Annotated in this window: 21 protein-coding genes and 2 pseudogenes; 8 read left to right on the top strand and 15 right to left on the bottom strand. The window is 40.8% G+C overall.

Annotation, left to right across the window (positions count from 1 at the left end):
* Positions 1-28: 28 nt before the first annotated feature.
* Positions 29-1,225, bottom strand: coding sequence for a 1-deoxy-D-xylulose-5-phosphate reductoisomerase (gene dxr / locus V7K73_RS11130; protein ID WP_334879865.1), 1,197 nt, complete (start codon positions 1,223-1,225; stop codon positions 29-31).
* 621 nt (positions 1,226-1,846) lie between these two features.
* Between dxr and V7K73_RS11125 the strand changes: the two genes are divergently transcribed.
* The 3 genes from V7K73_RS11125 to V7K73_RS11115 all read left to right on the top strand — a co-directional run bounded on the left by V7K73_RS11125 (position 1,847) and on the right by V7K73_RS11115 (position 7,042).
* The gene (locus tag V7K73_RS11125; protein WP_334879863.1) at positions 1,847-3,154 is read left to right on the top strand and encodes a mannosyltransferase family protein; all 1,308 of its coding nucleotides are present in this window, start codon (positions 1,847-1,849) and stop codon (positions 3,152-3,154) included.
* A 577-nt stretch (positions 3,155-3,731) separates the two neighbouring features.
* Positions 3,732-5,039: a mannosyltransferase gene (locus tag V7K73_RS11120; RefSeq protein ID WP_334879862.1), complete on the top strand. Its 1,308-nt coding sequence runs from the start codon at positions 3,732-3,734 to the stop codon at positions 5,037-5,039.
* 74 nt (positions 5,040-5,113) lie between these two features.
* Positions 5,114-7,042, top strand: coding sequence for a DMT family transporter (locus V7K73_RS11115; RefSeq protein WP_334879860.1), 1,929 nt, complete (start codon positions 5,114-5,116; stop codon positions 7,040-7,042).
* 467 nt (positions 7,043-7,509) lie between these two features.
* On the opposite strand, the gene V7K73_RS11110 is transcribed toward V7K73_RS11115, so the two are convergent.
* A complete protein-coding gene (locus V7K73_RS11110) occupies positions 7,510-9,045 on the bottom strand; it encodes an ArnT family glycosyltransferase (protein ID WP_334879858.1) in 1,536 nt (511 codons plus the stop codon).
* A 109-nt stretch (positions 9,046-9,154) separates the two neighbouring features.
* Between V7K73_RS11110 and V7K73_RS11105 the strand changes: the two genes are divergently transcribed.
* Both V7K73_RS11105 and V7K73_RS11100 read left to right on the top strand, forming a co-directional pair.
* Positions 9,155-10,396 (top strand): DNA cytosine methyltransferase, encoded by a 1,242-nt coding sequence (locus V7K73_RS11105; protein ID WP_334879856.1) that lies wholly within the window; start codon positions 9,155-9,157, stop codon positions 10,394-10,396.
* Positions 10,369-11,346 carry a Bpu10I family restriction endonuclease gene (locus V7K73_RS11100; RefSeq protein ID WP_334879854.1) on the top strand — a complete coding sequence of 326 codons (978 nt, stop codon included), beginning with the start codon at positions 10,369-10,371 and terminating at the stop codon, positions 11,344-11,346. Before V7K73_RS11105 ends, V7K73_RS11100 begins: the two co-directional genes overlap by 28 nt.
* A gap of 167 nt (positions 11,347-11,513) precedes the next feature.
* Here V7K73_RS11100 and V7K73_RS11095 read toward each other — a convergent pair whose 3' ends face one another.
* From V7K73_RS11095 to rimI, 9 genes and pseudogenes are all read right to left on the bottom strand, one after another.
* On the bottom strand, positions 11,514-11,783 hold the full coding sequence (locus V7K73_RS11095; RefSeq protein WP_334879852.1) for a hypothetical protein: 270 nt from the start codon (positions 11,781-11,783) through the stop codon (positions 11,514-11,516).
* A gap of 37 nt (positions 11,784-11,820) precedes the next feature.
* Positions 11,821-12,021: a type II toxin-antitoxin system HicB family antitoxin gene (locus tag V7K73_RS11090; protein ID WP_334879851.1), complete on the bottom strand. Its 201-nt coding sequence runs from the start codon at positions 12,019-12,021 to the stop codon at positions 11,821-11,823.
* Between the two features lie 118 nt (positions 12,022-12,139).
* Complete coding sequence (locus V7K73_RS11085) at positions 12,140-13,021, bottom strand: 3'-5' exonuclease (protein WP_334879877.1); 882 nt, start codon at positions 13,019-13,021, stop codon at positions 12,140-12,142.
* 135 nt (positions 13,022-13,156) lie between these two features.
* Positions 13,157-14,974, bottom strand: a pseudogene (locus tag V7K73_RS11080) (UvrD-helicase domain-containing protein); the annotation flags it as partial.
* A 604-nt stretch (positions 14,975-15,578) separates the two neighbouring features.
* Positions 15,579-15,785, bottom strand: coding sequence for a hypothetical protein (locus V7K73_RS11075; protein ID WP_334879849.1), 207 nt, complete (start codon positions 15,783-15,785; stop codon positions 15,579-15,581).
* Between the two features lie 125 nt (positions 15,786-15,910).
* Positions 15,911-16,186, bottom strand: a pseudogene (locus tag V7K73_RS11070) (type II toxin-antitoxin system RelE/ParE family toxin); the annotation flags it as partial.
* Between the two features lie 26 nt (positions 16,187-16,212).
* Complete coding sequence (locus tag V7K73_RS11065; protein ID WP_334879847.1) at positions 16,213-16,446, bottom strand: type II toxin-antitoxin system ParD family antitoxin; 234 nt, start codon at positions 16,444-16,446, stop codon at positions 16,213-16,215.
* A 209-nt stretch (positions 16,447-16,655) separates the two neighbouring features.
* Positions 16,656-19,127, bottom strand: a complete 2,472-nt coding sequence (locus V7K73_RS11060) for an ATP-dependent Clp protease ATP-binding subunit (protein WP_334879845.1) — start codon at positions 19,125-19,127, stop codon at positions 16,656-16,658.
* A 533-nt stretch (positions 19,128-19,660) separates the two neighbouring features.
* Complete coding sequence (gene rimI, locus V7K73_RS11055; protein WP_334879844.1) at positions 19,661-20,212, bottom strand: ribosomal protein S18-alanine N-acetyltransferase; 552 nt, start codon at positions 20,210-20,212, stop codon at positions 19,661-19,663.
* 92 nt (positions 20,213-20,304) lie between these two features.
* On the opposite strand from rimI, the gene lysA reads away from it, so the two are divergent.
* The 3 genes from lysA to V7K73_RS11040 all read left to right on the top strand — a co-directional run bounded on the left by lysA (position 20,305) and on the right by V7K73_RS11040 (position 23,525).
* Entirely contained in the window at positions 20,305-21,723 is a 1,419-nt protein-coding gene (gene lysA / locus V7K73_RS11050; RefSeq protein ID WP_334879843.1) for a diaminopimelate decarboxylase, read from the top strand.
* A 132-nt stretch (positions 21,724-21,855) separates the two neighbouring features.
* On the top strand, positions 21,856-22,779 hold the full coding sequence (gene cdaA, locus V7K73_RS11045) for a diadenylate cyclase CdaA (RefSeq protein ID WP_334879842.1): 924 nt from the start codon (positions 21,856-21,858) through the stop codon (positions 22,777-22,779).
* Entirely contained in the window at positions 22,776-23,525 is a 750-nt protein-coding gene (locus V7K73_RS11040; RefSeq protein ID WP_334879840.1) for an isoprenyl transferase, read from the top strand. Before cdaA ends, V7K73_RS11040 begins: the two co-directional genes overlap by 4 nt.
* A 1-nt stretch (position 23,526) precedes the next feature.
* On the opposite strand, the gene V7K73_RS11035 is transcribed toward V7K73_RS11040, so the two are convergent.
* The 4 genes from V7K73_RS11035 to V7K73_RS11020 all read right to left on the bottom strand — a co-directional run bounded on the left by V7K73_RS11035 (position 23,527) and on the right by V7K73_RS11020 (position 25,112).
* The gene (locus V7K73_RS11035; RefSeq protein WP_334879838.1) at positions 23,527-23,835 is read right to left on the bottom strand and encodes a type II toxin-antitoxin system RelE/ParE family toxin; all 309 of its coding nucleotides are present in this window, start codon (positions 23,833-23,835) and stop codon (positions 23,527-23,529) included.
* Positions 23,832-24,104, bottom strand: coding sequence for a ribbon-helix-helix domain-containing protein (locus V7K73_RS11030; RefSeq protein ID WP_334879837.1), 273 nt, complete (start codon positions 24,102-24,104; stop codon positions 23,832-23,834). The genes V7K73_RS11035 and V7K73_RS11030 overlap by 4 nt, the downstream gene beginning before the upstream one ends.
* A gap of 168 nt (positions 24,105-24,272) precedes the next feature.
* Positions 24,273-24,545, bottom strand: coding sequence for a DUF3143 domain-containing protein (locus V7K73_RS11025; RefSeq protein WP_334879835.1), 273 nt, complete (start codon positions 24,543-24,545; stop codon positions 24,273-24,275).
* A 45-nt stretch (positions 24,546-24,590) separates the two neighbouring features.
* Positions 24,591-25,112, bottom strand: coding sequence for a J domain-containing protein (locus tag V7K73_RS11020; protein ID WP_334879875.1), 522 nt, complete (start codon positions 25,110-25,112; stop codon positions 24,591-24,593).
* Positions 25,113-25,257 lie beyond the last annotated feature (145 nt).

Genomic DNA, 25,257 nt, shown 5'->3' with positions numbered 1-25,257 from the left:
GCTTTTTGGGTATCTGAAGTAAAGGTTTTTATCGCAAAGAAATTATCCGCGAGTGAGTTTCTAACTTTTCAGTCGCTGTTAAAACTTCTTGTCTTGCCCATTTATCTGCTGTCAAAATGTCATCTAAAGTTGGATTTGTACGGTTATCATTTTGATGGCGATCGCACACCCATTCGATACACCGGGGAATATCTAAAAAGCGAATTTTTTCATCTAAAAATAAAGCCACAGCTTGCTCATTTGCGGCATTCAACACAGCTGGCATCGAACCACCAGCTTTACCCACAGCATAAGCTAACTGCATACAAGGATACTTTTGGTGATCTGGTTCCCGGAAGGTTAAGTTTTCAGCTTTGACTAAATCTAGTCGTTCCCAGTTGGTGTAGATGCGATCGGGCCAAGATAGCGCATACAGCAAAGGTAAGCGCATATCCGGCCAACCGAGTTGGGCTAAAACTGAAGTATCTTGCAGTTCAATCAGCGAGTGAATAATGCTCTGGGGATGAATGACAATTTCGATATTGTCATAATCCAACCCAAACAGAAAGTGAGCCTCGATTACTTCCAGCCCTTTATTCATCAAAGTAGCAGAATCTACAGTGATTTTACGCCCCATCGACCAATTAGGATGCTTGAGCGCGTCAGCAACAGTTACATCTGCTAACTTTTCTACATCCCAGTCTCGGAAAGCCCCACCAGATGCAGTCAGCAAAATTTTCCGCAAGCCTTCTTTTGGCACACCTTGGAGGCATTGAAATATTGCGGAATGTTCGGAATCGGCAGGGAGTAATTTTACACCATGTTTTTCGACTAGGGGGAGAACCACAGGGGCCCCAGCAATGAGAGTTTCTTTGTTTGCTAAGGCAATATCTTTACCAGCTTCAATGGCTGCGATCGTCGGTAGCAAACCAGCACAACCAACGATCCCAGTGACAACAGTTTCAGCATCGCCGTAGCGAGCGACTTCTATCACTCCAGCCTCACCAGCCAGTAGAATTGGTTGGGGATCGAGGCCAATGAGAGCTTCTTTGAGCGCTGGTAATTTATCTTCTGAGCAAATGGCTGCTATTTCCGGTCGAAACTGCCGAATTTGAGCAGCCAACATCTCTACATTGTTCCCAGATGCCAATCCCACAATCCGAAACTGATCTGGGTACTGAGTGACAATATCTAAAGTCTGAGTACCAATAGAACCAGTGGAACCAACAAGAGTAATCGCTTTCACAATTGCTTAAGGATTTACAGACAACTCCCACTATAAATTGCCGGGGACTCTTTAATAACAGGAATCACTATAATCGATACACTAACGACGCTGGGGAGGGAGAGGGGGAGACGCAAAGACGGAAAATTTACCTGTGTCTTCGTCACTGCGCTAGCCCCAATCCGTTAATTTCAACTCGATAGACTGGTAGCCATAAAGTACTAAATCTGCTGATTTTTCATATAACTAGACAAAAATTGTATTTATAAATAGTATATTTTTAAAGATAAATTCTGAGAAAATTGTCAAAAGTAACCAAATAAGAAATAATTTTAATTAATTGCTAATCTGTCCAGTTTGTTAATGATGTTGGTGGAGGATTTAATATGCAAACTCTTACTCATAAATCGGTGTGTTGCAGCTATATGTAAAGGGAGCATCCCAATTTTGGCTTAAATCTTTTCCCTCACCCCCAGCCCCTCTCCCAAACATGGGAGAGGGGAGACATAATTCTAGTTCCCTGAATCCCAAATGATGGGATTCGGGGTTAGGGGATGAGGGCAAACACAAAGTTTTTGCACCTGACGGGATGCTCCCTATGTAAAAGGATGCATAAAGGAGTTTGTTAAAGCACTTAAGCTTATGGTTAAAGTTCAGATAGTTAGAAAAAAAGTTTTATGGAAAAATGATTTCCTGTTTCCAGCAGCAATATGGCTTGCCAGCCGAATATTCATCTGGACTGCTATGTTGCTGGTTGCACCAAAACTACCGTTAGCAGCAGAAGAATTTTTGCCCCATTTTGGCTGGAGGGTTTTTGATGCATGGGATAGTATACATTATCGAGCGATCGCTACTTCTGGATATGAATTTGTCAATGACGGCAAACAACACAATCTTGCTTTCTTTCCCCTGTTTCCCTTAAGCATTTGGGTTTTGATGAAACTAGGCTTGCCGTTTGAATTAGCAGGTACGTTAATCAACAACTTGGCATTTTTCGCAGCCCTTTACTGTTTGTACTTTTGGATTAAAGAAAATTATGGCATCAATGCAGCGCAGTGGACGACTGCTGTAGTTTCTTTATATCCATCTTCGATGTTTACGGGGGTGATTTATACAGAGGGCTTGTATTTGTTTTTGAGTACATCGGCTTTGCGGGCGTTTGATCAAAAGCAGTATAGCTGGACTGCACTTTGGGGCGCGATGGCGACAGCAGCACGTCCTACAGGTATGGCACTAATTCCAGCATTTGCGATCGCAGCCTGGAAAGAACGCCGACCACCCATTGCCTATATAGCTGGTTTTACTACCGCTATTGGCATACTTCTATTCAGTTTGTATTGTGCGATTTATTTTGGCAACCCTTTAGCTTTTATTGAAGCACAGCGCGGATGGCGACCTACTCTGGGGTTTGATTGGCAGGGTTGGTTAAATATGCTAATGCAAATTGTAGTTGGCACAAATAATTGGCAATATGGTTGGGTTCAAAACCCATCTGGTGGGATTCAAGACCCCTGGTATCTGTTGTTGTTTGGCGTAATTGTTGCCAGTGGCTATCTTTTATGGCGTTTCCGTCAACATTTTCGTTCTGTGAAATTATTTTATGGCTTTTATGCTTTAATCTTATTTTTGTTGATTCTGGCAACTGAAGAGTGGATTAATAGCTTGCTCAACTTGTTTATGGTCTTAGGTGGTGGCTATGTGTTGTGGCGCTTAAGTAGGCAATTGACCGCAGTTACAGTTATTTATGGCTTTTGCGGTATTGGTTTGCTGTTAGCTTCTGGAGGTACTATCTCTTTGAGCCGTCTCGCTTATGGTATTGTGCCTCTAAATATAGCCATTGGTGTGCTGCTATCTCGCCATCCTCGTCAGGGATATTTAATATTGGGCGCTTTTGTGACATTACTAGCCAAAATAGCTGTAGGATTTGCCCAAGAGCGCTGGGTTGGTTAGTAAACCTTATCTAAGTTGAGAACCGTAGTTTTCACCCTCTCCCTAAATCCCTCTCCCAAATGGTTGAGAGGGAGTTTGAAATTCTGGCTGGCCGAATCCCAGATTTGGGATTCGGGGTTGGGGGATGAGGGCAAATCCTTTTCATCATCGAAGAACTATAGGTTTCAAGATAGACGTGGTTTAGGTAGGTGTGAATAAGTAGGTAGGTACAATAAAAACTATGCAAAGAAAGATAAACTTAGTCAAAATCTTCCCTCTTGCTTTACCCCAACAATAAATTTACCCACTCGGTTGGGAATCAGACGCTTCAGACCTTATAAAAAAGCTGGAGCCGCTTACTAAAAACGAATTTCATGAATTTTACATTACATAATTTAGTTTGATTTCTTCTTGCCTATTTACTTTAGATGATTTCAGGACTTACGCACAAGGAACGGAAAATCGAACCACAGAGGACGCAGAGTCCACAGAGGAATAAGAGTTTGAGAGGTTTTTTGCGTAAGTCCTAGATTTAATCAATGAGTTGATTCTTTATTGCTAATAAGTTGAATTAAATTTCATAAATCGAGATAATAAAATGAAAAAGGTAAATCTTAGCACACATTTAACACCTTATATAATTCTTTATAGCGCTTTTATTGTTTGCGCCATTGTGGGTATGCTAATTTACCCTGATACTTTTTATAAGTTTTTTTCGCCCACTGAGTTAAGCCGGACAATTCCTTCTCAATTACCACAAAAAAGTTACTATTGGGATATAGAGCATTATGCAAATATGGCTTTGCAAAATACTTGTACTGCTTTTTATCCTTTTTGGGGTTTTATAATTACTCACCTATTTTATCCCCAAAGTTTAGAACAATATGCAAATTATTTTAAAATTACAGCTACAGCAATTTTTTGCATCTCTACTCCTCTAGTATTTTGGATATTTAAAAAAGCTTTAAAAAATCAGTATTTGGCATTATTAATTACTCTTGCTTACACCCTCAACCCTATGGCGATTTTTCGCGTTATAGGCTACACAGAAAGCTTGTTTTCTCTACTAGGAATTTTTTTGATATGGTTGCTTTTACCTGAGAACAAATTAAATGAGAAAATAAAATTAATACTGCTATCGTTTCTTAGCATTTTAATGGCTTTAACTCGTCCGGTACTAATTCCGATGATTTTTGCTTGCTTGTTCTCATTAATAACAATATTTTTGCTAACAAAACAGCTAAGTAAAAGTAACCTTTTCCGAACGATCGCAATATCTATTTCAGCAATATTAGGATATTCTATTTATGGATTTTCATGTCTGCAATCAAGAGGAGATTTTTTCGCGCCATTCCACGACCAAAAACTATGGGGTAAAACATTAGGGTTACATTTAGACTTACTATTTTTCCCTAAATCTCCCTTGTTTGATTTATTAGGTTTATATTTGCCAGTTTTAATTTTAATAATTTCTTTGATTATAATATATTGCAAATCTAAAAATCAAAAATTATTGGTATTTATTCCTAAATTATTTATCTGGGATATCTTAATAATATATCCGCCCGGATTAGTATTAGCGTATATCTTGAATTATTGGCGAGGTGCAAAAAAGGAGATAATGACCTCTAAATTCACAAAAAGCTTACAAAATAATTATCTATTTTGGTTCTGTATATATTTTTCAGTAATAAATTCTTTAATTGTATTTTTCACACAAAACCGCTTAGTGAGTTTAGGCAGATATATATTTGCAATACCTTTCTTTTTTCTAGCTTTAGGATATTTATATTGTTGTTTTCCGGGAGAAAGAAAATATAAAAACCTATTATTTGTGAGTATTGTATCTGCGATCGCTCTTGTGCAACAATGGATTGATTATGGAAAAGATCAATGGCTCGGTTAAAAAGCAAAACAAATAGTTAATCAATAATTGTTAGTTGATTATTTCTTGGTAAGAGGTTGAATTTAAATTTCCTAATGAATGTATCCAATCAAACGAAGATAGCGATCGCTTCATTATTTGTAGGTGTAGGTGCCATTTCTTTTGGCTCTATTTTTATGAAATTGAGCGAAGTTGAACTCAGCCCCACTGCCACTGTATTTAATCGCTTTTGGCTTGCTAGTGTGGTCTTCTTGATATGGCATGGATACAAGGCAATAGGGGAGCAATTCTCCTTAAAAAAACCTGTAGAACAGCAGACCTACACCAGTCAGGATCTGTACTTATTGCTAGGCGCTGGTATTCTTTGGGCTGCCACTTTAGTCTTTTTGGCTTGGTCGCTGACTCAAACTAGCGTTGCGATTTCTAGTGTATTGCATAACCTCGCCCCCATATTTACTAGTTTAGGGGTGTGGCTGTTATTTCGTCAGGGTTTTGAGAGACAATTCCTAATTGGGATGGTTATCGCCCTTGGAGGAGCGATCGCTATTGAATTTGAGGAACTGCAAATCGCCACAGACGAAGTTCAAGGAGGCTTTGCTGCGATCGTTTCTGCGGTTTTCTTGAGTGGATACTTGCTAATCGTAGAAAAATTACGAACTAAATTTTCTCCTGTTACAATCCAGTTGTGGATCAGTGCGATCGCGGCTTTAGTCATCTTCCCCATACTTTTGTTCACTCAAGATCGGGTTTTCCCATCTACAGTCAGTGGGTGGCTTTGGGTAATTTCCCTAGCCCTAGTCTGCCAAGTTTTAGGTCATGGGCTTTTGACCTATAGCCTTGCCAAGTTTTCCTCTGTGGTTGTCTCCTTGGTGCATCTGTTAGAGCCAGTATTTAGTGGTATTTTCGCTCTTATAATATTTTCGGAAAAATTAACTTTTTCAAATTGGGTAGGTTTTGCTGTAGTTTTAATGGGTTTATACTTAGGCATATCTAGCCAAGCTGTTGTTAATTTGCCGTTTCAGGAATCAGTCAAAAAGATAGTTAACACTTTCGTTAAAAGTATGACGAACAAACTGTTGTTACTACAACAATTCTCCGAAAGACCAGCTTTTCTAGGAACTATCTCATTATTTGTTGCCCTAATTCCCATATCTTTAGCACCATCTTTGGCCAAATTGTGCGAACAAGAAATTGGTGCAAATGCTGTAGGATTTCATCGCAGTTGGATCGCCGCAGTCGTCTTTGGTCTGTGGAATGGACTTGAGGCTTTGCGCCGCCAACAATCTGATCGTCAACCTATAGAACAGAAGCCTTTTACAAAACAGGACGTGTGGCTGTTATTGGCAATGGGAACTGCTGCAACGACTTCTCTGTTGTTGTGGGCTTGGTCGCTGGGTCAAACTAGCGTTGCTAACGTGGCTTTACTATCTAATTTGAATCCCTTATTTGTTGCTGCGGCTGGGTATCTGTTATTAGGTCGGCGCTTCGATAAGAGATTTGTTATTGGTATGGTTATAGCGCTTTTAGGAGCGATCGCCTTTGAAATTCATAAGATGCAATTTGCAACTGACCAAATACTTGGTGATGCGCTAGCATTTTTAACCGCGATTTTTATTGCCACCTATTTGCTACTGATAGAACAACTCCAAACCCGATTTACTACCGCAACCATAATGCTCTGGCGTTGTGGTGTGACTACAATGTTTCTGTTGCCTATCCTCCCATTCATCGAAGAGAGATTGTTTCCCTATTCTTGGATGGGGTGGTTTTTCATCATTTTTCAAGCTCTCTTCTGCCAAGTGTTGGGTCAGGGACTTCTAACTTATAGCCTCAGCAGACTTTCCTCGGGCGTCGTCGCCGTTACTCTTCTCCTCAATCCAGTTTTGGCTTCCATTTTCGCTTGGTTCATTTTTTCAGAACAGGTAGGTTTGTTTGACTGGGCGACTTTTGCGGTAGTTTTAGCGGGTATCTATCTAGCCCAATCTAGCCAATCCACTGTTCAAGTAACGAACGAAGGCTCGTAGTGCTATAACAGCTAGTAAAAGTTCATTTATCTATCTGCAAATTCGATTTGTCCGCGATATTTGGGTAGCTTAGGTTGATTAATATCATTCATTGGTGGTTTAGCAATAAATAAGATCCCTAACTTATTTGAGAAGTTGGGGATCTATGGCTTTTGATATAATTAATTTTTGATAAGTAAGTGGGTCAAATTAAATATAAAACCTCACCCTGCCTCCCAGGGCTATTTCATTCTATTTTTACGGCAGTTTTTAGGAATCTTTTTCAGAAAAATAAGAATTTAAACGCGATTTAAGTTGAGAACCGTAGTTTTTTCCCTCACCCTAAATCCCTCTCCCACATCTTTGAGAGGGACTTTGAAAACGTCACATTTTAGAATGAAATAGCCCTGCCTGCCTCCGGCTTCCCTCTCCAATATATCGGAGAGGGATTGAGGGTGAGGTTTAATCTTATATTTAATTACGCCTACCTACTTAATCAGTGTAAATCCGTTAGCTGCTCCGATAATTTTACTACCAGTTAAATTGATTTGCTGTAAAGCCTGATTGTCTAATAGCAAATAAGATTTATTAGATAACATTTGTTGTAAAATTGGCACAGTTGCAGCAGTTACCTTGCAATCGCTGTAAAAGTCCAAACTAGGACGATTATAAGCAAAAGAAGTATAAATTTGTGTTCCTGGTGAAACATTTGCCCGAATTAATTCCGCTACTGGTTTCACAGGAAAAGCTTCATTCAATTCCCAAATCCATGATTGCGAACTCATCAACAGTGCTAAAACTAAATACATCCCAGAAAATAACACTGGAATAAAGTTGCGATCGCGCTGTTTAACTAACCATGCTGCGATGCCCATACTTATTACCAAAACAATACTCATGACTATTAAAATAGCTTCTTTTTTAATAAAAAAGTAAACACAACCTCCTAAACCAGCAATAGAAATAATAGCCAAAAATATTGTTAAAATTCGCCCTTTAAAATGACCATACTGCCAAATTTCGCTAAGTTTACCACCAATTGCCAAAGCTAAAAATGGATATACAGGCATAACATACCACGGCAGTTTAGTTCTCATTAAAGAGATAGTTACTAAGTAAACACTTGTGCCAATAATAATTAAGCTACCCCAGGAAGTATGACGTTTTTTCCAAGCTAGATAAAAGCCTCCCGGTAAAAATAATAGCCAAGGAAAACTATACTTAATTATCTCAATTAAATAGTACCAGAGAGGCCCCTTATGACCTTCAACAGATTGTGTAAGGCGATTAAAAGTTTGTGCTTGAAAATTAACTTGTAAGAAATTTTCGCCATAATGTTGCCATTGAGCAAAAAACCAAGCGATCGCGGGTGCATTTCCTAAAAATATTCCCACTAATAAATAGGGGCTTGTTAACAAAGCAAACTGGCGATCTGCAATCAGGAATAAACAAGCGATCGCTCCTAGTGGCAAAACTATCATCCCTTTAGTTAGAGTGATTAACCCTAGACAAAATCCCACACCTAAAGCATAGCGATGATTTTGACGGGCTTTTAGCAAACAAAACAACAACAGCAAGAAAAAGGTAATAGTTGCACCATCTAGCATTGCTAGCCTTCCGTGACGCACCACAGGCAACATCGTTAAGTAAACTAAAGCGGCAAACAAAGCTGGTAAACTTTGGTTAAAAAGCAAACATCCCACCAAGTAAAGCAAAGGCACTCCCAAGGCAGTTAACACTGCACCCGGTAAACGTGTTGTCAACTCATTCACGCCTCCGATAGAGTAAGTCCAAGCAATTAGCGAGTGCATCAGGGGTGGCTTATTATAATAAGGTTCACCTCCCAAAGTCGGGTAAAGCCAATGCATTGAACCAAGTGGCGCACGCCAAATTTCACGCGCAATCTGTGCCACAGTACCTTCATCCCAATCTCGTAAAGGGGAGTTTCCTAAAAATATTAGCCATAGAATTAAAGATATTACTAATAGACTAAATAACCAATCTTTTTTTCTGAATAAAGGCATATCTAAAATAAAATTTGAATAACTGTGTAGCAGGTTGACAAAGCGGTACAAGGGTATCATTGTAGAGTGTTTAGAAGGTAAACTAGATGAGTAACCACATTAAGAGTTTATGGTAACAGCACAACCTATCATTATTGATTTGTTTGCTGGGGCTGGCGGCTTTGGTCTAGGTTTCGAGATGGCAGGTTTTTCTGTTCCTTTATCCGTTGAGATTGATGCCTGGGCTTGTGATACACTGCGCTACAACCGTCCTAATATGACAGTTATTCAACAGGATATCCGTGATTTAAACACTGCAAGTAGCGTTAAAGATATTTGTCACTTCAAACCGGATATTGTGATTGGTGGGCCTCCATGTCAAGGCTTTAGTATTGCCGGCCCAGCACAAAAAGATCCTAAAGACCCTAGAAATAGTCTATTCATTCACTTTGCTGAGTGGATATGTTTTCTCGAACCTAAAGCTTTTGTAATGGAAAATGTTAAAGGTTTGCTTTCGCGTAAAAATATTGAAGGTAAAAAAGTAACAGATATCATTAAAGAAACTTTTGAGAATCTCGGATATTTTGTAGAAATATGGTCATTAAATGCTGCTGAATATGGTGTACCACAAATTAGGGAGCGTATTTTTATTGTTGGCAATAAAATAGGAAAAAAATTAGGTATTCCTCCAAAAACACATTCTTTAGATTTATTGCATATCAATAGCTCTCAATTATCAATATTTGCTTGCATGGGTTTACTTCCTGCCTTAAGCTTGTCGGATGCTATCTCAGATTTACCACCACTAAATGCATGTGAGGGTGAAGAGGAACAACCTTATATTTCAGAAGCTCTCAATAACTATCAAAGATGGATCAAGAATGGGAGTCAAACACTTTACAATCATGTTGCAATGGATCATTCCCAGAGGCTTGTAGAACGCTTCAAACATATTAAATGGGGTGAATCAAGTTCAGACGCACCAAAAGAACATGGGGCTAGAAGGCGTAGTGGAAATGGTGAGTTATCTGATATAAGTTATGACCAGAATAACCGACGTTTAAATCCATATAAACCATCACATACAATAGCCGCTTCGTTTTACGCCAATTTTCTTCATCCTTTCCAGCATCGTAATTTGACAGCCCGTGAAGGCGCACGTATTCAATCTTTTCCTGACACTTATCGTTTTCTAGGGAAAAAGACTGTTGTATCTCACAAATTATTACATCGAGAAGAGAGATTCGACGAGAAGTTTCTTTGCCAGTACAATCAGGTAGGTAATGCTGTACCACCTATTCTTGCTAAAGCGATCGCACTTCATCTTCAAGAGAAATTAGAGCTATGCCCAAAAGCGATCGGAACCCTTTAGTTCACGGCTCTAATCTTGAACAAAAGGAAAATCACCGCACAAAATACAGAGATATTGATAGTAAAAAATATCTCACTGAAATTAGAACTGAGTATGATATGTGGCGTTCAACTAATCTCGAATTAGTTGGTCCGACATCAACACCTACTGCTCAAGATGACGCAATTATTGCTACTAGGGTAGAACTTCTATCAAAATATAAGGATTTTTTAGACCAGCAGCACTATGCTGAAAAGTTTGATTCTAGATCGAACCTTCACTCTAGCGTGCTGGAGGAATTTCTCTATTATCTGTTTAAAGATTTAGTCAGAGACTTTGGAGAAAATGCTCTCATCGGTAAATCACATACATTCAAAGATATTTTCTTTGTGCCGCCAAAATACTCTGAAATGCTTAAGCGTCCGTATGCACGGATTGAAAAGAAAGATCATGACTTTGTAATTGGAGCCACTATTCAAGTATCGTTTGAAGCAGCAACCCCACCGGAGAAAGACGAAAATCCTGGTGAAATACTCCCACTTCTTAAAGAGGAACCGGAAAACTACTCTGAAGTTACAGTTACAGGAAACACCGAAACTCACATTTTCGATATTCCAGTTGTTGCAATTGAATGTAAGACATATCTCGATAAAACTATGCTCGAAGGTTCATCACGAGCAGCAGAGGACTTAAAAGCAAAAAATCCAAATAGTTTATATGTTGTACTTATGGAGTGGATCAAGTTGACCAGTGATGTCAATCTTCGCAAGTACAAAGTTGACCAAATTTACGTACTACGCCAGCAAAAAAACACTGACCGAGAATTTAGATATGAAGAAAAATATGTTAAAAATTCAATTAATCCAGTTGTAGTTCAACATTTATTCTATAAAGTGCGGAAGCATCTAAAAATGGACTGGACTGGCGGAATTGAATATGGTATAGAGCGTGGGTGGCTAATTGACGAGTAGCTACTGACTTTGGGGTAAACCCAACAAAACAACTGCTTACGGTGGTAAACAAAGGTAATCTGTAAAACCTGTGTCTATAACAAATTTAATAGTAAAATCTGGTATATTTGGCAGTCGAAATTCTACATTAATAGTTGCGTGTACATCCTTGAAAATACCAGAATTAACTATGAATCAGGCTCCCGAAAACCACAGAAGGAAACAGCAACCTTATAACCGATACGAATACCGAAAAGTCGAGCAAATGGATTATTTTTGCGTAATAGATGTGCCGATTCTAAGCCTGTTTTATCAATTGCGTATTCACCTGTTTCTATATCAATAATCACCATCTTACCGATGTTTTCTTCTCGATATACTTGTTGACGAATGCTATTTTCATATAATTCCTTCGCACGTCGTGCAACTTCTTCACTGCTTAAAAGTATACTTTGCACGTCCTTGCTCCTTAGTTGATGTTGTATACTAATTCTACTACCAAGGTATACTGCAATGTAGTTGAGTTTCAAATGCTAAATTTTCATCCTCCAAAAGCATTTCAATTACTTCACGCAGATTCTCTTGTAATTCATCCAATGTTTCCGCCTGGGAGTGCGCTCCAGTAAATCCAGGAACATAGCCAACATAAAGCTTTGTATCAGAATCTCGCTCAACAATTGCAGTGAAAGCTTTCATAGTTTTAGCATTAAAGCTATGTCAAATATTCACAGCATAGCATTAGCATCTCAAAATGCACTGGACTAGTGGAATTGAACACTGCATAGAACGTAGGTGGCTAATTGAGAGTAGCTACTCACCTTAGTCCTAAATCGACTTCGGGAATATTATTAATCACTGGAATATATTGTCCTCGATCAACATGATACTTTGCCAACATATTTTCTAAATCGTCGTAAAATCGTACTTCAATACCAGCAGCGTGAGAAATCCACTGAGCGTTATCAAAATATTGTTGTATTGAGAAATCCTGTGCAGGATAGGTACAACACCAAGCTGACCATTCAATTACCCTCCAGGTATAGCCTTCAGCGTTAAGTAAATGTTTGATTTTGATGGTGGGTGTTATACCTTGTCCAGCCTGATTACCCACTTTGACAGTAATGCGCTGTATGCTTCCAACAAAAGGCGGATAATCTAACCAATCAAGTAAGTTAATTCTTTTCCTACTTTTTAATTCCTCAAGGAAAGGTGACAAGTTTTTGGTTTCTGTAAGAATAAATAAATGCTCTATTGCACGAGTTAAGGCAACATAAAAAAGACGACGATCTTCATCAACTACTTGCTCAATGCTATCACCGAAAATACGGCTAAACATCAAATCAGGGTGTATTAATGGGTAACAACGAGGGACAGCATCAAGTATTATAACTACATCATTCTGAAGACCTTTATACTTGTGAGCAGTTGATATGGTTACAGCCTTTCTTGATTCTTCAGGAAGGTAGGAGTGTAACAATTTTAGAAACCTGTCGAGTGAGCTATTTGTTGATGTACATTTACCATAATTTACATACCAAGGTAAACTATTCTTTCGGCTGAGTAAAACCACACTTTTACCATCTCTGATAATCTGGTTTAGTAAGCGTAATATAGCAGGTGTTATGTTATCTCCCGGATGATCTTCTTGCTCCTTGGAAGTTGGATCAAATTGTCCAATCTCAGCAATATCAACCATTCCAAGCATAGTTTTATGGGCGCGAGCAGGAGTACCCAATCCATGCATCAATGTATTACTGATATCGACAATTGAAGTAGCTGAACGGTAATTAGTAGCTATATTGAGTTTTTGCGAAGGCTGGAAAAACTGCGCGAAATTCTGGTAAAACCGAAGATCAGAACCAGCAAAACCATTAATTGCTTGCCAGTCATCACCTACACAGAAAAATTGTGCTTGAGGATTTTGTTGTCGAATTGCTTCTATTAAATGGTGGAAGAGTTCTGTAAAGTCTTGATATTCATCAATGAGTATGTATCGAAGAAACTTTAAGTCGCCAGTGCCAGATTTGCGACGAAATACAGTTTCTCCTGATGCGACAACTGCGGCAGCTTTTTGCATCAGTCCATCAAAATCATCCTCGCCTGTTGCCTGAAGGTGTTGTAAATAGGACTGATAAAACTTTTGTGCAAGCTCCAAAAAACGCTGCTCGATATCACTAGCACACTTATGATTATCAACGAGAGAGGCTAACTTTTCTGAAGTGAGGGAGAGTTTGCGACAACGTTGGATAAATCCTCCTACTACTTTGGTAAAACGGTCTATAACTCTAAGTTGAATTTTTGTCCAAATCTCATCTTCAGTCAAGCGATCGCACCTAACATCATAACTTTCAAGACATCGCTTGAGTAAAGCACAAAAACCTTCTACTTCCTCAAATCTGAGGGTTGTCGGGGATAACTCTACAAAATGCCAGTTAGGACGATTTCGCCAATATTCTCGCTTTTGTTCTGACATGATATCGTAATCTGGATCGCCTTCTAGTCCAAAATATTCAATAACTATCCCCTGATTTTCTCCAGTAACAATCGTGAAATCAGGGCGGTAATTAATGCCATCCCACCAAAAATTACGCTCGTACTTGTATCTAATGTTGTGTTCTAATAAAAAATTAGCAATTACTTTCTCACCAAAAGACTTGTAGTAGTTTCCGTCAAGCCCTTCTCTTGGCAATGAGCGACGGTAACGCAACATTTCTTCAGGACTTTTATCATAACCACCCCAAGCAATGCGCTCCCAGTCTTCACGAAAGTTTGCCATCATCAAAACGCGAATTTTTTCAGAAACATCTGGGTTGCGGCGATACTCATCAATTACAGTCTGTAAAACTTGGGCTTGGTTCTGTTGTCCATCTCGTTCATTGAAAAGAATACCTTCTTCTGGATGAACTAAAGCATAAGCTAATGCATGGAAAGTCATTACATGAGGAATAGAGCTTTGTAATTGTAGAGTCAGGCGCTCTCGTATTTCTTCCGCAGCCTTGCGATTGAAAGCTAAAAGTAATATTTAATTGGGTGCAACACCGCAATGTTTTTGTAAAAATAAAGCACGATTGACCAATGTTGAAGTTTTGCCACTTCCAGCCCGTGCTACTACTTGTATATGACCTTCCACAGCACCAATTGCTGCTGCTTGTTCAAGGTCAGGTGAGGTATTTAAGTTGGTTTGTACCCAAGATTGTACGTAACTTAACTTTTCAGCTTGGTACTCTTGAAATGATATGCGTTTAGTATATTTAGTTTGATATAAGTTATCAGCATTGAGAAAATCTTGCTCAAATTGTTCTTTTATGCTCTTGAGTAAACCTTGCTTTTCTGCTTCGTAATGAGCGCGTTCTTGTCGTTCTTGTTCTATTTTTCTGAGCCGGAGCCTCTCTTGTTCTTTGCGCTCTTGCTCAAGCCGAGCGCGTTCCTGACGTTGTTTTTCTAGTTTACGTTCTCTTTCTTCATGCTCTGCTAAGAGTCGAAGTCTCTCTTTTTCTCTGTACTCTTGTTCAAGCCGAGCGCGTTCCTGATGTTGTTCTTCTAGTTTGCATTTTCTTTCTTCATGCTCTCTTAAGAGTCGAAGCCTTTCTTGTTTTTTACGCTGCTGTTCGAGGTGATCAGGTTCCTGATGTTTTTCCTCTAATTGCATAGTTATATAATCAAGTTTTCTAATAATTTTTCCCTTTTGTATGAGGCCAGCAATTTCTTCAGGACAAAGAGGTGGAGCGATTATATTAAATTCTTTAATAAATATCTTTTTTTTATATCTAATAGTATAATAATTTCCATACATATAAGGCATATTTACTGTAATCGGGTAACTTACCCAAATCTCTGAAATGTAATTATTTGATGCTTTGCTATTTTTTAATAAAGAAATTCGTCCTCTTCCTCGGAAAATGTTCATAACTTCTCTTCCTAGAAGGACTTCCCAAAGACTGTCATTATCACCAATAAGTTTGACAAAACTTTGAACATTGTCAATCTGTGAACCGCTATCCATACTATGCTTTACTCTCACTCAACTGCTTGCAGCGACTTAAGCGCTTATTTTTAGTTTTCCCGCAGACAGAGTATAATTAACAGCGAAGCAGAAATTATAGAAGGGATAAGGTTAGATTCATCTGCTGTTTGTGTTTTTGTCATATTGGTAGACAACAAAAAAACGGTAGATAAGTTTTGTCTTCTACCGTTTTTTGAATATTGATTTTTATCTGCTCATTTCAATGAATAACTGAAACTTACTTTTATCATCACTCTTCTATCAGTTGTCTCAGTTCATCGATATTTGAGGAAAACTTTAGTTTACTATTTTGCTGTTCTACTTGCGCCGCCTGAAAATTTTGATAAATCTCTTCACGCCTTTCTTCCCGTAGATATTGCTGTAATAACAGTTGAATTTTTAACTTTTCTTCGCTGGAAAGACTTTTAATTGCTTCAACTACATCACTGAAGGTCATAACTTGGAATACCTTTTAGTGCTTATTCGATCAATCTAATATGCCAACGATAAAGCTAAAATTTTAAATCCTATTCAACCCCTTGGGGTAATAATTCTCATGTTAAGGAATAGGTTATCTTTGGGTTAGTCTTCGTTGAAATAAGACTCCACATCCATACGATCATGGAAAATACGAATAATATCGATAGTTTCATTGGTTTCCTGATAAAAGATCAAATGTCGTCCGATGTGGTACTTGCGATATCCTGAGCGAATATCATCACAAGTACGTCCTCTGTGTGGCTCTCGTGCCAAGAGATGAAAGCAATCGTCCAAGATAGCAAGATAACGGTTTCTCTGCTCAGTTCCCCATGTTTTTTGGGTGTAGCGACCGATTGATAGCAAGTCTTGAGTGGCTAATTCAGTAAGGCGAAATGCTGATTAGCTTATTCACGATCAAGTTCTGCAAGCAATTCTGAGAGAGAATAGTCAGCAAATCCGCTGTTCTCCCCGTCTGTCAATGCTCGTTGCAAAGCGGCAAGTTTTATTTCTCGCTCTTCTAAAAGGCGCAGTCCCGCTCGAATCGCTTCACTGGCGCTAGCAAAACGACCGCTGTCAACTTGATTGGCGATAAACGCTTCAAAATGCTCACCCAAGGTAACACTTGTATTTTTTTGCATACAATTTTCTCCTGTATGATACCAATATATAATATTTGTTGGTATTACTCCAGATGAAAGCTGAAAACAGCTAGATTCCAAAATTACGAGCAAAATCAAAACATAGCGATCGCAAACTCAGATATTTTTCCACAAAAAAACGGTAGAGCAATAAACACTCTACCGTCTTCTAATTTTCTATTTGAGATTTAAATCCCAAATCCTAAATCTTACTCAACACCTTGGGGTAACAATTCCCGACGCTGTTCAGAACTAACTTGCACAACGCCATTTTCATCCACATCAACTAAAGCTGTATCGCCATCTTTAATCCGACCAGACAGAATTTCTTCTGCTAGGCTATCTTCTAACAAGCGCATAATTGCCCGACGTAATGGCCTTGCGCCGTAGCTGGGACTGTAACCTTCAGTGATCAAACGATCTTTGAAGCGGTCTGTGACTTCTAAGGTGATACCTTTTTCAGTCAGACGACCAAATACTTCCTTGAGCATAATTTCGGCGATTTGGGTCACTTCCGGCTTGTTCAACTGACGGAAGACGATAATTTCATCGAGTCGGTTGAGGAACTCTGGACGGAAGTACTGCTTGAGTTCTTCGTTCACCAAAGAGCGAATCCGGTTGTAAGTTGACTCGCTGGCGTCTTCTCCAGAGAATTCAAAGCCGATACCACTACCGCCTTTTTCAATTACCTTAGAACCAATATTGGAAGTTAAAATCAGCAAAGTGTTCTTGAAGTCTACCGTGCGACCTTTAGCATCAGTTAAGCGACCGTCTTCCAAAATTTGCAACAGCATATTAAATACATCGGGGTGCGCTTTTTCGATTTCGTCGAACAACACCACGGTGTAAGGACGCCGCCGCACGGCTTCGGTTAGCTGACCACCTTCGTTATAGCCAACATAACCTGGAGGGGAACCAATCAGCTTGCTGACGGTGTGACGCTCCATGTATTCGGACATATCTAAGCGGATCATCGCTTCTTCGGAACCGAAGAAGTAAGCAGCTAAGGACTTCGCCAACTCGGTTTTACCTACGCCAGTAGGCCCAGAGAAGACAAAGCTAGCTATGGGTCGATTGGGATTTTTCAAACCGACGCGAGCGCGACGAATTGCCCGTGAAACTGCTCTCACAGCTTCATCCTGACCGATTAAACGCTGATGCAAGGTGTCTTCCATGTGCAGCAGCTTTTCAGATTCAGATTCGGTGAGTTTGTTCACCGGTACCCCAGTCCAGGAAGCGACAATGTGGGCAATGTCTTCTTCTGTAACTACAGGTTCTTCACCTTCTGTACCTGTTGCATTGGTCTTGCTTTGAGCGATCGCTCGGATTTCGGCTTTGATTTCCATTTCCCGATCGCGCAATCCCCCAGCTTTGTCAAAGTCTTGAGAGCGCACTGCGTCATCTTTTTCTTTTAATATCAGACGCAGTTCTTTGTCTAACTCTTTGGCTGCGGGTGGCAATTGGGAGTTAATCAAGCGCACCCTAGAACCAGCTTCATCAACTAAGTCGATGGCTTTATCTGGGAGGAAGCGATCGCTAATGTAACGATCTGATAACTTCGCCGCCGCTACCAAGGCTTCGTCGGAGATTTTCAGTTTGTGGTGTTGCTCGTAGCGTTCGCGCAGACCATATAAAATTTCAATTGTTTCATCAACTGTGGGTTCCCCAACCATTACTGGTTGGAAACGCCGCTCTAGAGCTGCATCTCGCTCGATGTGCTTCCGGTATTCATCTAGGGTTGTCGCGCCGATGCACTGCAACTCACCCCTAGCCAAAGCTGGCTTGAGGATATTTGCTGCGTCAATAGCACCTTCGGCTGCACCCGCACCAATTAAGGTGTGTACCTCATCAATCACGAGAATGACATTACCCGCCGAGCGGATTTCATCCATGATTTTTTTCAAGCGTTCTTCAAATTCACCCCGGTATTTGGTGCCTGCTACGAGCAAACCAATATCCAATGTGACGACGCGTTTATCTTCGAGAATATCAGGGATATCTTTAGTGGCAATGCGTGAAGCTAAACCTTCAGCGATCGCAGTCTTACCAACCCCTGGTTCCCCAATCAGCACTGGGTTATTTTTAGTTCGGCGACCCAATATCTGAATCACTCGCTCAATTTCCTTCGCCCGTCCCACCACTGGATCGAGCTTATTATCCATTGCCATCTGGGTCAGGTTGGAGCCAAATTCATCCAGAGTCGGGGTTTTTGTGCGCCCGGATGAACCGCCTGGTGAAACTTCGGCAGTTTCTCCCAACATGCGGATGACTTGGGTTCTTACCTTAGACAGATCCACACCGAGGTTTTCTAGCACCCTGGCTGCTACGCCTTCCCCTTCGCGGATTAGGCCCAACAGCAGATGCTCGGTGCCAATGTAGTTATGCCCCAGTTGGCGTGCTTCTTCCAAGGAGAGTTCTAGAACTCGCTTTGCCCGTGGCGTAAACGGAATTTCCACGGCAACAAAGCCTGATCCCCGTCCGATAATTTTTTCAACTTCAATTCGAGCATCTTTGAGATTGACGCCCATTGATTTCAGCACCTTGGCAGCCACTCCAGTGCCTTCGCCAATCAGACCCAAGAGGATCTGCTCGGTTCCGACAAAGTTGTGACCTAAACGGCGGGCCTCTTCTTGGGCCAGCATGATTACCTTAATGGCTTTTTCTGTGAAGCGCTCAAACATGGCTTTATCCCATCATCTGCGGTCGTGCCGGTATGCTGATTTTAGCACAGGCAAAGCTTTTGGATGCCTGTATAACAGATTATAGACATCCTGAAGCTATGACTTTAGTTGATGGGCTAATTGTTAACTATTGACTACTCTTATCTGGCTAGTGTACTGAGGAGCTTTAGTTCACCAGCCTTTTTGGGATTTATTACAAACAGTTCACTGCTTACATTGAGAGTTTCTTCACTCAATCCCAAACATTTATATTTAACATATATATTTTTTAATATCAAGCAAAAATAATTAATATAAAAGTTTATTATTCAATCTTAATTTTAAATAAAATATTTAAATATAAATAAGCGTGGCAAAGTTACATTTTTTTGCTGAAGGCGATCGCAAGCCCCAATAATTCAAAATTAATAATGCCCAATTAAATATAGCGGTTCTCAGCCCTTGTGAGCGACAAGAACCCCACCCCCAGCCCCCTCCCGAAAAGCGAGGAGGGGGCTACGATTAGGAAAATATAATTCGTAATGAATTACGAATCAGTTAAAAAGCAAGTGCCTTGAGGATTTTTCGAGGCGATCGCTGACAATGGAATACCATTGGTCTAAAGTTGCTTTAAATTTACGGTGTTGTAAATCTGGCAGCCAAAGGATTAGGGCATCCTCATCGTTATCTTGGTAGTAACGCCGCCGCCGCCCAGCTGTTTGAAAGCCAAATTTTTGATATAAAGATATTGCCGCCAAGTTGGAAGCTCGGACTTCGAGGGTAGCTCGCTCCATTTTGCGATCGCAAGCTGTCTTAATGAGTGAATATAATAAAGCCGCACCCAAACCTTGACGGTGATATTGGGGATGAACCGCCAAAATTGTAATATGAGCTTCATCTAAAATTGACCAAAAGCAACCCATTCCTAGCAAACTTGGGCTGGAGGAGGGAGAAAATAAACCGAGTATATCGCTGTTGGGACTATCCAATTCTCGTTTGTAGCCCTCCATTGTCCAAAGTCCGCCAAAACAAGCTCGATCGAGTTCCAAAATAGCACTGAGATTTTCTAATGTCAGTAATTTAATTTCTAAGTCTAATGAGCTCACATTTATTGAATAACGTTACAAACCCTTTGTACACTGGGAATCGGGAGACTAACTCAAAGCCCGTAATTTGAACAAGGAAAACTTTTATAGTTATGGTATCGACTCACCCCACTGGGGTTCAACATTCTGGAAGTCAATATTTACCTCAAAGGCACGACACCAAGGCAAATCCATCGCCTAATCAAGAACTTTTACCCCTGACTGCCAGGGTTCATCATCATGACCTCCTGGAAATTGGTGGGTGTGATGTCACAACCCTAGTTGAGCAGTTTAGTTCACCTTTATATATTTTAGATGAAGAAACCCTGCGTTCGGCTTGTCAGCAATACCGAGATGCTTTTAAGCAATATTACAAGGGCGAATCTCAAGTATTGTACGCCTCAAAAGCTTGGAATTGTTTAGCAGTTTGTGCGATCGCAGCCTCTGAGGGTTTAGGTATCGATGTAGTTTCTGGAGGCGAACTTTACACCGCCTTAGAAGCAGGTGTTAGTCCCAATAAAATTTACCTTCACGGAAATAATAAATCTCGTGAAGAATTAATTTTAGCGATCGCCTCTGGTGTTACCGTTGTGGCGGATAACTGGTATGAGTTGCGTACCCTTGTGGAAATTGCCCAACCAGGTCAATCAATCCGCATTATGCTACGGTTAACTCCCGGCATTGAGTGTCACACCCACGAATATATTCGCACGGGACACTTAGATAGCAAATTCGGCTTTGATCCCAACGATTTAGATGAAGTTTTTACCTTTGTCAGTCAACAACCTGTCCTTAATTGCGTAGGAGTACACGCCCATATTGGTTCCCAAATTTTTGAGCGCCAACCGCATCAAGATTTGGCGGCTGTGATGGTGCAGTGGCTGCGGGATGCCGGGAAGTATGGTTTAAATATTACAGAGTTAAATGTTGGTGGCGGTTTAGGGATTAAGTACACAGAATCAGACGATCCCCCTAGTATTGAAGAGTGGGTGAAGGCGATTTGTGAAGTAATTCAAGCAGCTTGTGAGGCCGAAAATCTGCCTTTGCCGAAATTACTGAGTGAGCCAGGGCGATCGCTAATTGCCACAGCTTGCGTCACTGCCTATACTATTGGTTCATCCAAAGTTATCCCAGAAATTCGTACCTACGTAGCGATCGATGGGGGAATGTCTGATAATCCCCGCCCGATTACTTACCAATCAGTTTATCGGGCAGTAGTTGCCAATAAAATGTCTTCACCTTTAACCCAAACAGTCACAATTGCTGGTAAACATTGTGAATCAGGAGATATTCTGATTAAGAATGCCCTACTTCCAAAGACTGAACCAGGAGATATTCTCGTAGTTATGGGAACTGGTGCTTACAATTACAGTATGGCATCTAACTACAACCGCTTGCCCCGACCGGCAGCAGTTGTGGTGGCGAATGGCGAAGCAAATTTAATTTTGCAACGTGAAACTTATCAAGACTTAATTCGACAAGATCGCCTACCAGAAAGGCTGAAAAATCAAAAGTTAGGAGTTAAGGGTTAAAAGTTAGGAGTTGTGAATTTTAAGTTATGAGTTGTCAATTAAAGGTTTTTTCATAACTCATAACTCATAACTCCTAACTCCTAACTGCTAACTCCTAATTGTAATTAGAGGCAAAAGTGTAATCCAGATGTCATGAGAGATTGGTGGAAGCAATGGCTGATAAACCTGGGATGGTCACAGTCCTTGCTACTTGGGACTCTGGATATTGTGTTAGTCCTGGCGCTGACGTACATGATACTAGTTATTATTAGTGAGCGCCGGACACTGTGGATGGTGAGAGGATTCATTATCTTAATGCTAGCCTCAGCACTAAGTGGCAGATTAGGACTACCTCTGCTAAATTTTGTATTGGAAAAGTTGGTAATTGGTTGTGCTGTAGCGATGGCAGTTGCTTTACAGTCAGAGTTTCGGCGATTTTTGGAGCAATTGGGGCGTGGTGAATTTCGCCAGCTGTTTCAACCCGATCGGCTGGCAATCCCCAAATCTGATAGTGTAATTGATGAAATTGTTGAGGCTGTTAAAGAATTGTCAAAAAACCGCATTGGAGCTTTACTAATTGTGGAAACCACAGGGCCAATTGATGAGCGAGATTTTTCTGTGCCAGGAGTAAAGCTAAATGCGGAGGTTTCTAAAGAACTAATCCAGACAATTTTTCAGCCAAAAACTTTGTTACACGATGGGGCAACATTAATTCGCGGATCGCGGATCATCTCATCGGGTATAATTTTGCCACTTTCGGGACGCACAGCCTCGCGCCAGTTGGGAACACGCCACCGAGCGGCAATGGGAATTACTGAGCGGGTCGAAAATTGCATTTGTGTCGTTGTGTCTGAAGAAACGGGTTCTATTTCCTTAGCGGAACGAGGAACCCTAAATAGACCCCTGACGATTAGGAAGCTGAAAGAGTCATTAGACGCTCTTTTGTCCCCAATCGTGGATAGGGAAGCTGTAGCTCCTAGTCTGTTAAGTTTTGTTCGTCAGATAGGTGGGAAGACACGAACACTGGTTTCACGTTTACTCAGATTACCATCGACCGCTTCTCGAGATAAAAAATGACAGCACAACAAACTAAACTGCAAGATTTGCCTACTGACTTAAAACGAGAACTATTGCCGCAGCACGTTGCGGTGATTATGGATGGCAATGGTCGATGGGCTAAACGTCAGGGTTTACCTCGGATTATGGGACATAAGCGAGGAGTAGATTCTCTCAAGGATTTACTTCGCTGTTGTCAGGATTGGGGAATTCAGGCGCTGACGGCTTATGCTTTCTCGACAGAGAACTGGAAAAGGCCGCAGGAAGAGGTGGATTTCTTGATGACTCTGTTTCAAAGAGTTTTGCGCCAAGAACTGCGGGAAATGGTCGAAGAGAATGTGCAAATTAAGTTTGTGGGAAATTTGCAGGCTCTGCCGCGATCGCTCCAACAAGAAATATCGCGTTCAATGGAAGCAACCAAGGATAATGGTGGTATCCGGTTTTCGGTAGCAACCAATTATGGCGGACGACAGGAAATTTTACAAGCTTGTCAGGCGATCGCAAAAAAAGTCCAGCAAGGTCTGCTACAACCCGATGAAATTAATGAACAGGTGTTTGAGAGCCACTTGTACACAGCCGGAATTACTGACCCAGATTTGTTAATCCGCACCAGTGGAGAAATGCGCCTCTCAAATTTCCTGCTGTGGCAAATGGCTTATGGAGAAATTTATATTACTGATGCTCTCTGGCCCGATTTTGACCGGGCTGAGTTTCATCGCGCCTTATGTGCCTACCAGCAACGCGAACGGCGATTTGGAAAAGTATAAATCAAGAATCAGAGTCGTAAAATAGGGCTTTTATATCTCGATATCCACTAACAACACGAAAAATCTCCACATCTTGCCCTACAGGCATGTAAAGGATGAGGTAATTGTATATTGAAAGGCTAAGGATACCAGGTAAAATTTCATCACGCTGTCGCCCCATCCGAGGGAACTGAGCAATTTGGGCAAATTTCGCCTCCAGCTTCCTCAGAAAATCCTCAGACTGAGCCAAGCCAGATTGTCTAGCAATATAATCGGCTATCTGCTCGATATCTTGAATCGCAGGTTTGGTAAGGCGAAATTGTGGGGTCATGCTTCGTCTGAAACACCGTAGCGCGAGCGCACATTGGCGCGAATTTGAGCGATTGCAGTCGAGCCATCAACAACTTCGCCCCGCCCGGATGCTTCCCACCCAATACGCGCTTCTTGTTGCAAGTCTTCTAGTCGTCCTTGATAAATGTCTTCTTGCTGTTCCAGGAGTTTTATGCCTGCAAGAATAACTGCGATCGCGTTCTGATACTTACCGCTAGTGAGTTGACGTTGAACTAGGGCTTCTACTTCGGGTGGCAGAACGATTTGCATGGATTTTTGTCCAAGTAGGAGTAACTATAATTGTAAGCGATGTCTATCGACAAGCCGCTACGCGTCTACGCTTTGGTGGGTGCTTTTGTCAGCCATAACTTACAAAATTGGCTATGCCTACAGAGGTAAACTACGTATTTTTACAGTCAACTTTACTCAGCACTTCTTTTATGGCCCAGAAAACACCGCTTGTTCTACATCATCCCGACTCAGAGAATACTTAAATGAACGTTGGATATCTTGTCCATTTTCCCCAGATTGGACATATCGCACTACTATTTGCTCAACATCGAGCCATAGTTCAGCTTGCCAACTAGGGCGCTGTATATGCCAGCAATGCCTCTGTGTGTCGTCTTGTTGACAGCCTTGGTTTTTTAGCCACTGTTCAATTTGTGGCAGAGGATGATTATATAAGGGGGTATCAGAGGGAAGAAGAGGCATAATAATTTTAGATTTTAGATTTTGGATTTTTGATTAGGAAATTTTTTAGTTTTTAATTACTATAGGGGTAATTAGTTGCAATACATGGGTAATGTGCTGTTGTACAGATGGAGTTGGCTGTGGCAAAGGCAAATGGATCGCAGCCTCACCACGAGTTAAACCAATGGCAACTGCTAGTAACAGACAACCGACAAATGTTAACACCAGCATAAATAAAGCAAAAATTTCGCCAGATGAGAGGGGGCGATCGCTAGGATCGAGGTAAGCTGATTTTGACCAGTCATGACGCGATCCGGGACGGTTCAAGTCAGGAGGTGGTTGAATCACCGCAAGGCGAGAATAGCCAATTTTTAAATCGTAGCTTAAGCGCCGTTCTGGATGGCTAAGGGTGGCGTAGGCTTCGTTGATTTGCTGAAATTTGGGAATGGCGATCGCAGTAGGCAAATCTGTAGTATCAGGATGATAGCATTTGCTCAGTTGCCTATAAGCACGACGAATGTCGATTACCGATGCCGAGGGATGCAGTCCTAGCAGGGAGTAATAAGTTGGTTTACTGCTTTGTGGCATTGCCCCGTTGTGATTCACGGCTGTTTGAGTCACCTTGCTCAAAGATATTTTTTATATTCTAAGTCCTTTGTGATTGGGCAAGACGGAAGAAGACATCGCAATTTCACAAGGCTTTTAATATACTCTTGCTTGGTTGCAAAATAGT

The organism is Nostoc sp. (assembly GCF_036916975.1).
In the GTDB taxonomy this organism is placed as follows: domain Bacteria; phylum Cyanobacteriota; class Cyanobacteriia; order Cyanobacteriales; family Nostocaceae; genus Nostoc.
This window is presented reverse-complemented; position numbering and strand designations above follow the sequence as displayed.

What these genes read in the sequence shown, in the direction of transcription:
- V7K73_RS11035 (WP_334879838.1), bottom strand. Translation starts at nt 23,835, where the DNA reads ATGACCCCACAATTTCGCCTTACCAAACCTGCGATTCAAGATATCGAG.
- V7K73_RS11040 (WP_334879840.1), top strand. Translation starts at nt 22,776, where the DNA reads ATGACAGCACAACAAACTAAACTGCAAGATTTGCCTACTGACTTAAAA.
- V7K73_RS11100 (WP_334879854.1), top strand. Translation starts at nt 10,369, where the DNA reads ATGCCCAAAAGCGATCGGAACCCTTTAGTTCACGGCTCTAATCTTGAA.
- V7K73_RS11115 (WP_334879860.1), top strand. Translation starts at nt 5,114, where the DNA reads ATGAATGTATCCAATCAAACGAAGATAGCGATCGCTTCATTATTTGTA.
- V7K73_RS11025 (WP_334879835.1), bottom strand. Translation starts at nt 24,545, where the DNA reads ATGCCTCTTCTTCCCTCTGATACCCCCTTATATAATCATCCTCTGCCA.
- V7K73_RS11110 (WP_334879858.1), bottom strand. Translation starts at nt 9,045, where the DNA reads ATGCCTTTATTCAGAAAAAAAGATTGGTTATTTAGTCTATTAGTAATA.
- V7K73_RS11060 (WP_334879845.1), bottom strand. Translation starts at nt 19,127, where the DNA reads ATGTTTGAGCGCTTCACAGAAAAAGCCATTAAGGTAATCATGCTGGCC.
- V7K73_RS11030 (WP_334879837.1), bottom strand. Translation starts at nt 24,104, where the DNA reads ATGCAAATCGTTCTGCCACCCGAAGTAGAAGCCCTAGTTCAACGTCAA.
- V7K73_RS11090 (WP_334879851.1), bottom strand. Translation starts at nt 12,021, where the DNA reads ATGAAAGCTTTCACTGCAATTGTTGAGCGAGATTCTGATACAAAGCTT.
- V7K73_RS11105 (WP_334879856.1), top strand. Translation starts at nt 9,155, where the DNA reads ATGGTAACAGCACAACCTATCATTATTGATTTGTTTGCTGGGGCTGGC.
- lysA (WP_334879843.1), top strand. Translation starts at nt 20,305, where the DNA reads ATGGTATCGACTCACCCCACTGGGGTTCAACATTCTGGAAGTCAATAT.
- V7K73_RS11020 (WP_334879875.1), bottom strand. Translation starts at nt 25,112, where the DNA reads ATGCCACAAAGCAGTAAACCAACTTATTACTCCCTGCTAGGACTGCAT.
- V7K73_RS11085 (WP_334879877.1), bottom strand. Translation starts at nt 13,021, where the DNA reads ATGGTTGATATTGCTGAGATTGGACAATTTGATCCAACTTCCAAGGAG.
- V7K73_RS11120 (WP_334879862.1), top strand. Translation starts at nt 3,732, where the DNA reads ATGAAAAAGGTAAATCTTAGCACACATTTAACACCTTATATAATTCTT.
- V7K73_RS11125 (WP_334879863.1), top strand. Translation starts at nt 1,847, where the DNA reads ATGGTTAAAGTTCAGATAGTTAGAAAAAAAGTTTTATGGAAAAATGAT.
- cdaA (WP_334879842.1), top strand. Translation starts at nt 21,856, where the DNA reads ATGAGAGATTGGTGGAAGCAATGGCTGATAAACCTGGGATGGTCACAG.
- V7K73_RS11065 (WP_334879847.1), bottom strand. Translation starts at nt 16,446, where the DNA reads ATGCAAAAAAATACAAGTGTTACCTTGGGTGAGCATTTTGAAGCGTTT.
- V7K73_RS11075 (WP_334879849.1), bottom strand. Translation starts at nt 15,785, where the DNA reads ATGACCTTCAGTGATGTAGTTGAAGCAATTAAAAGTCTTTCCAGCGAA.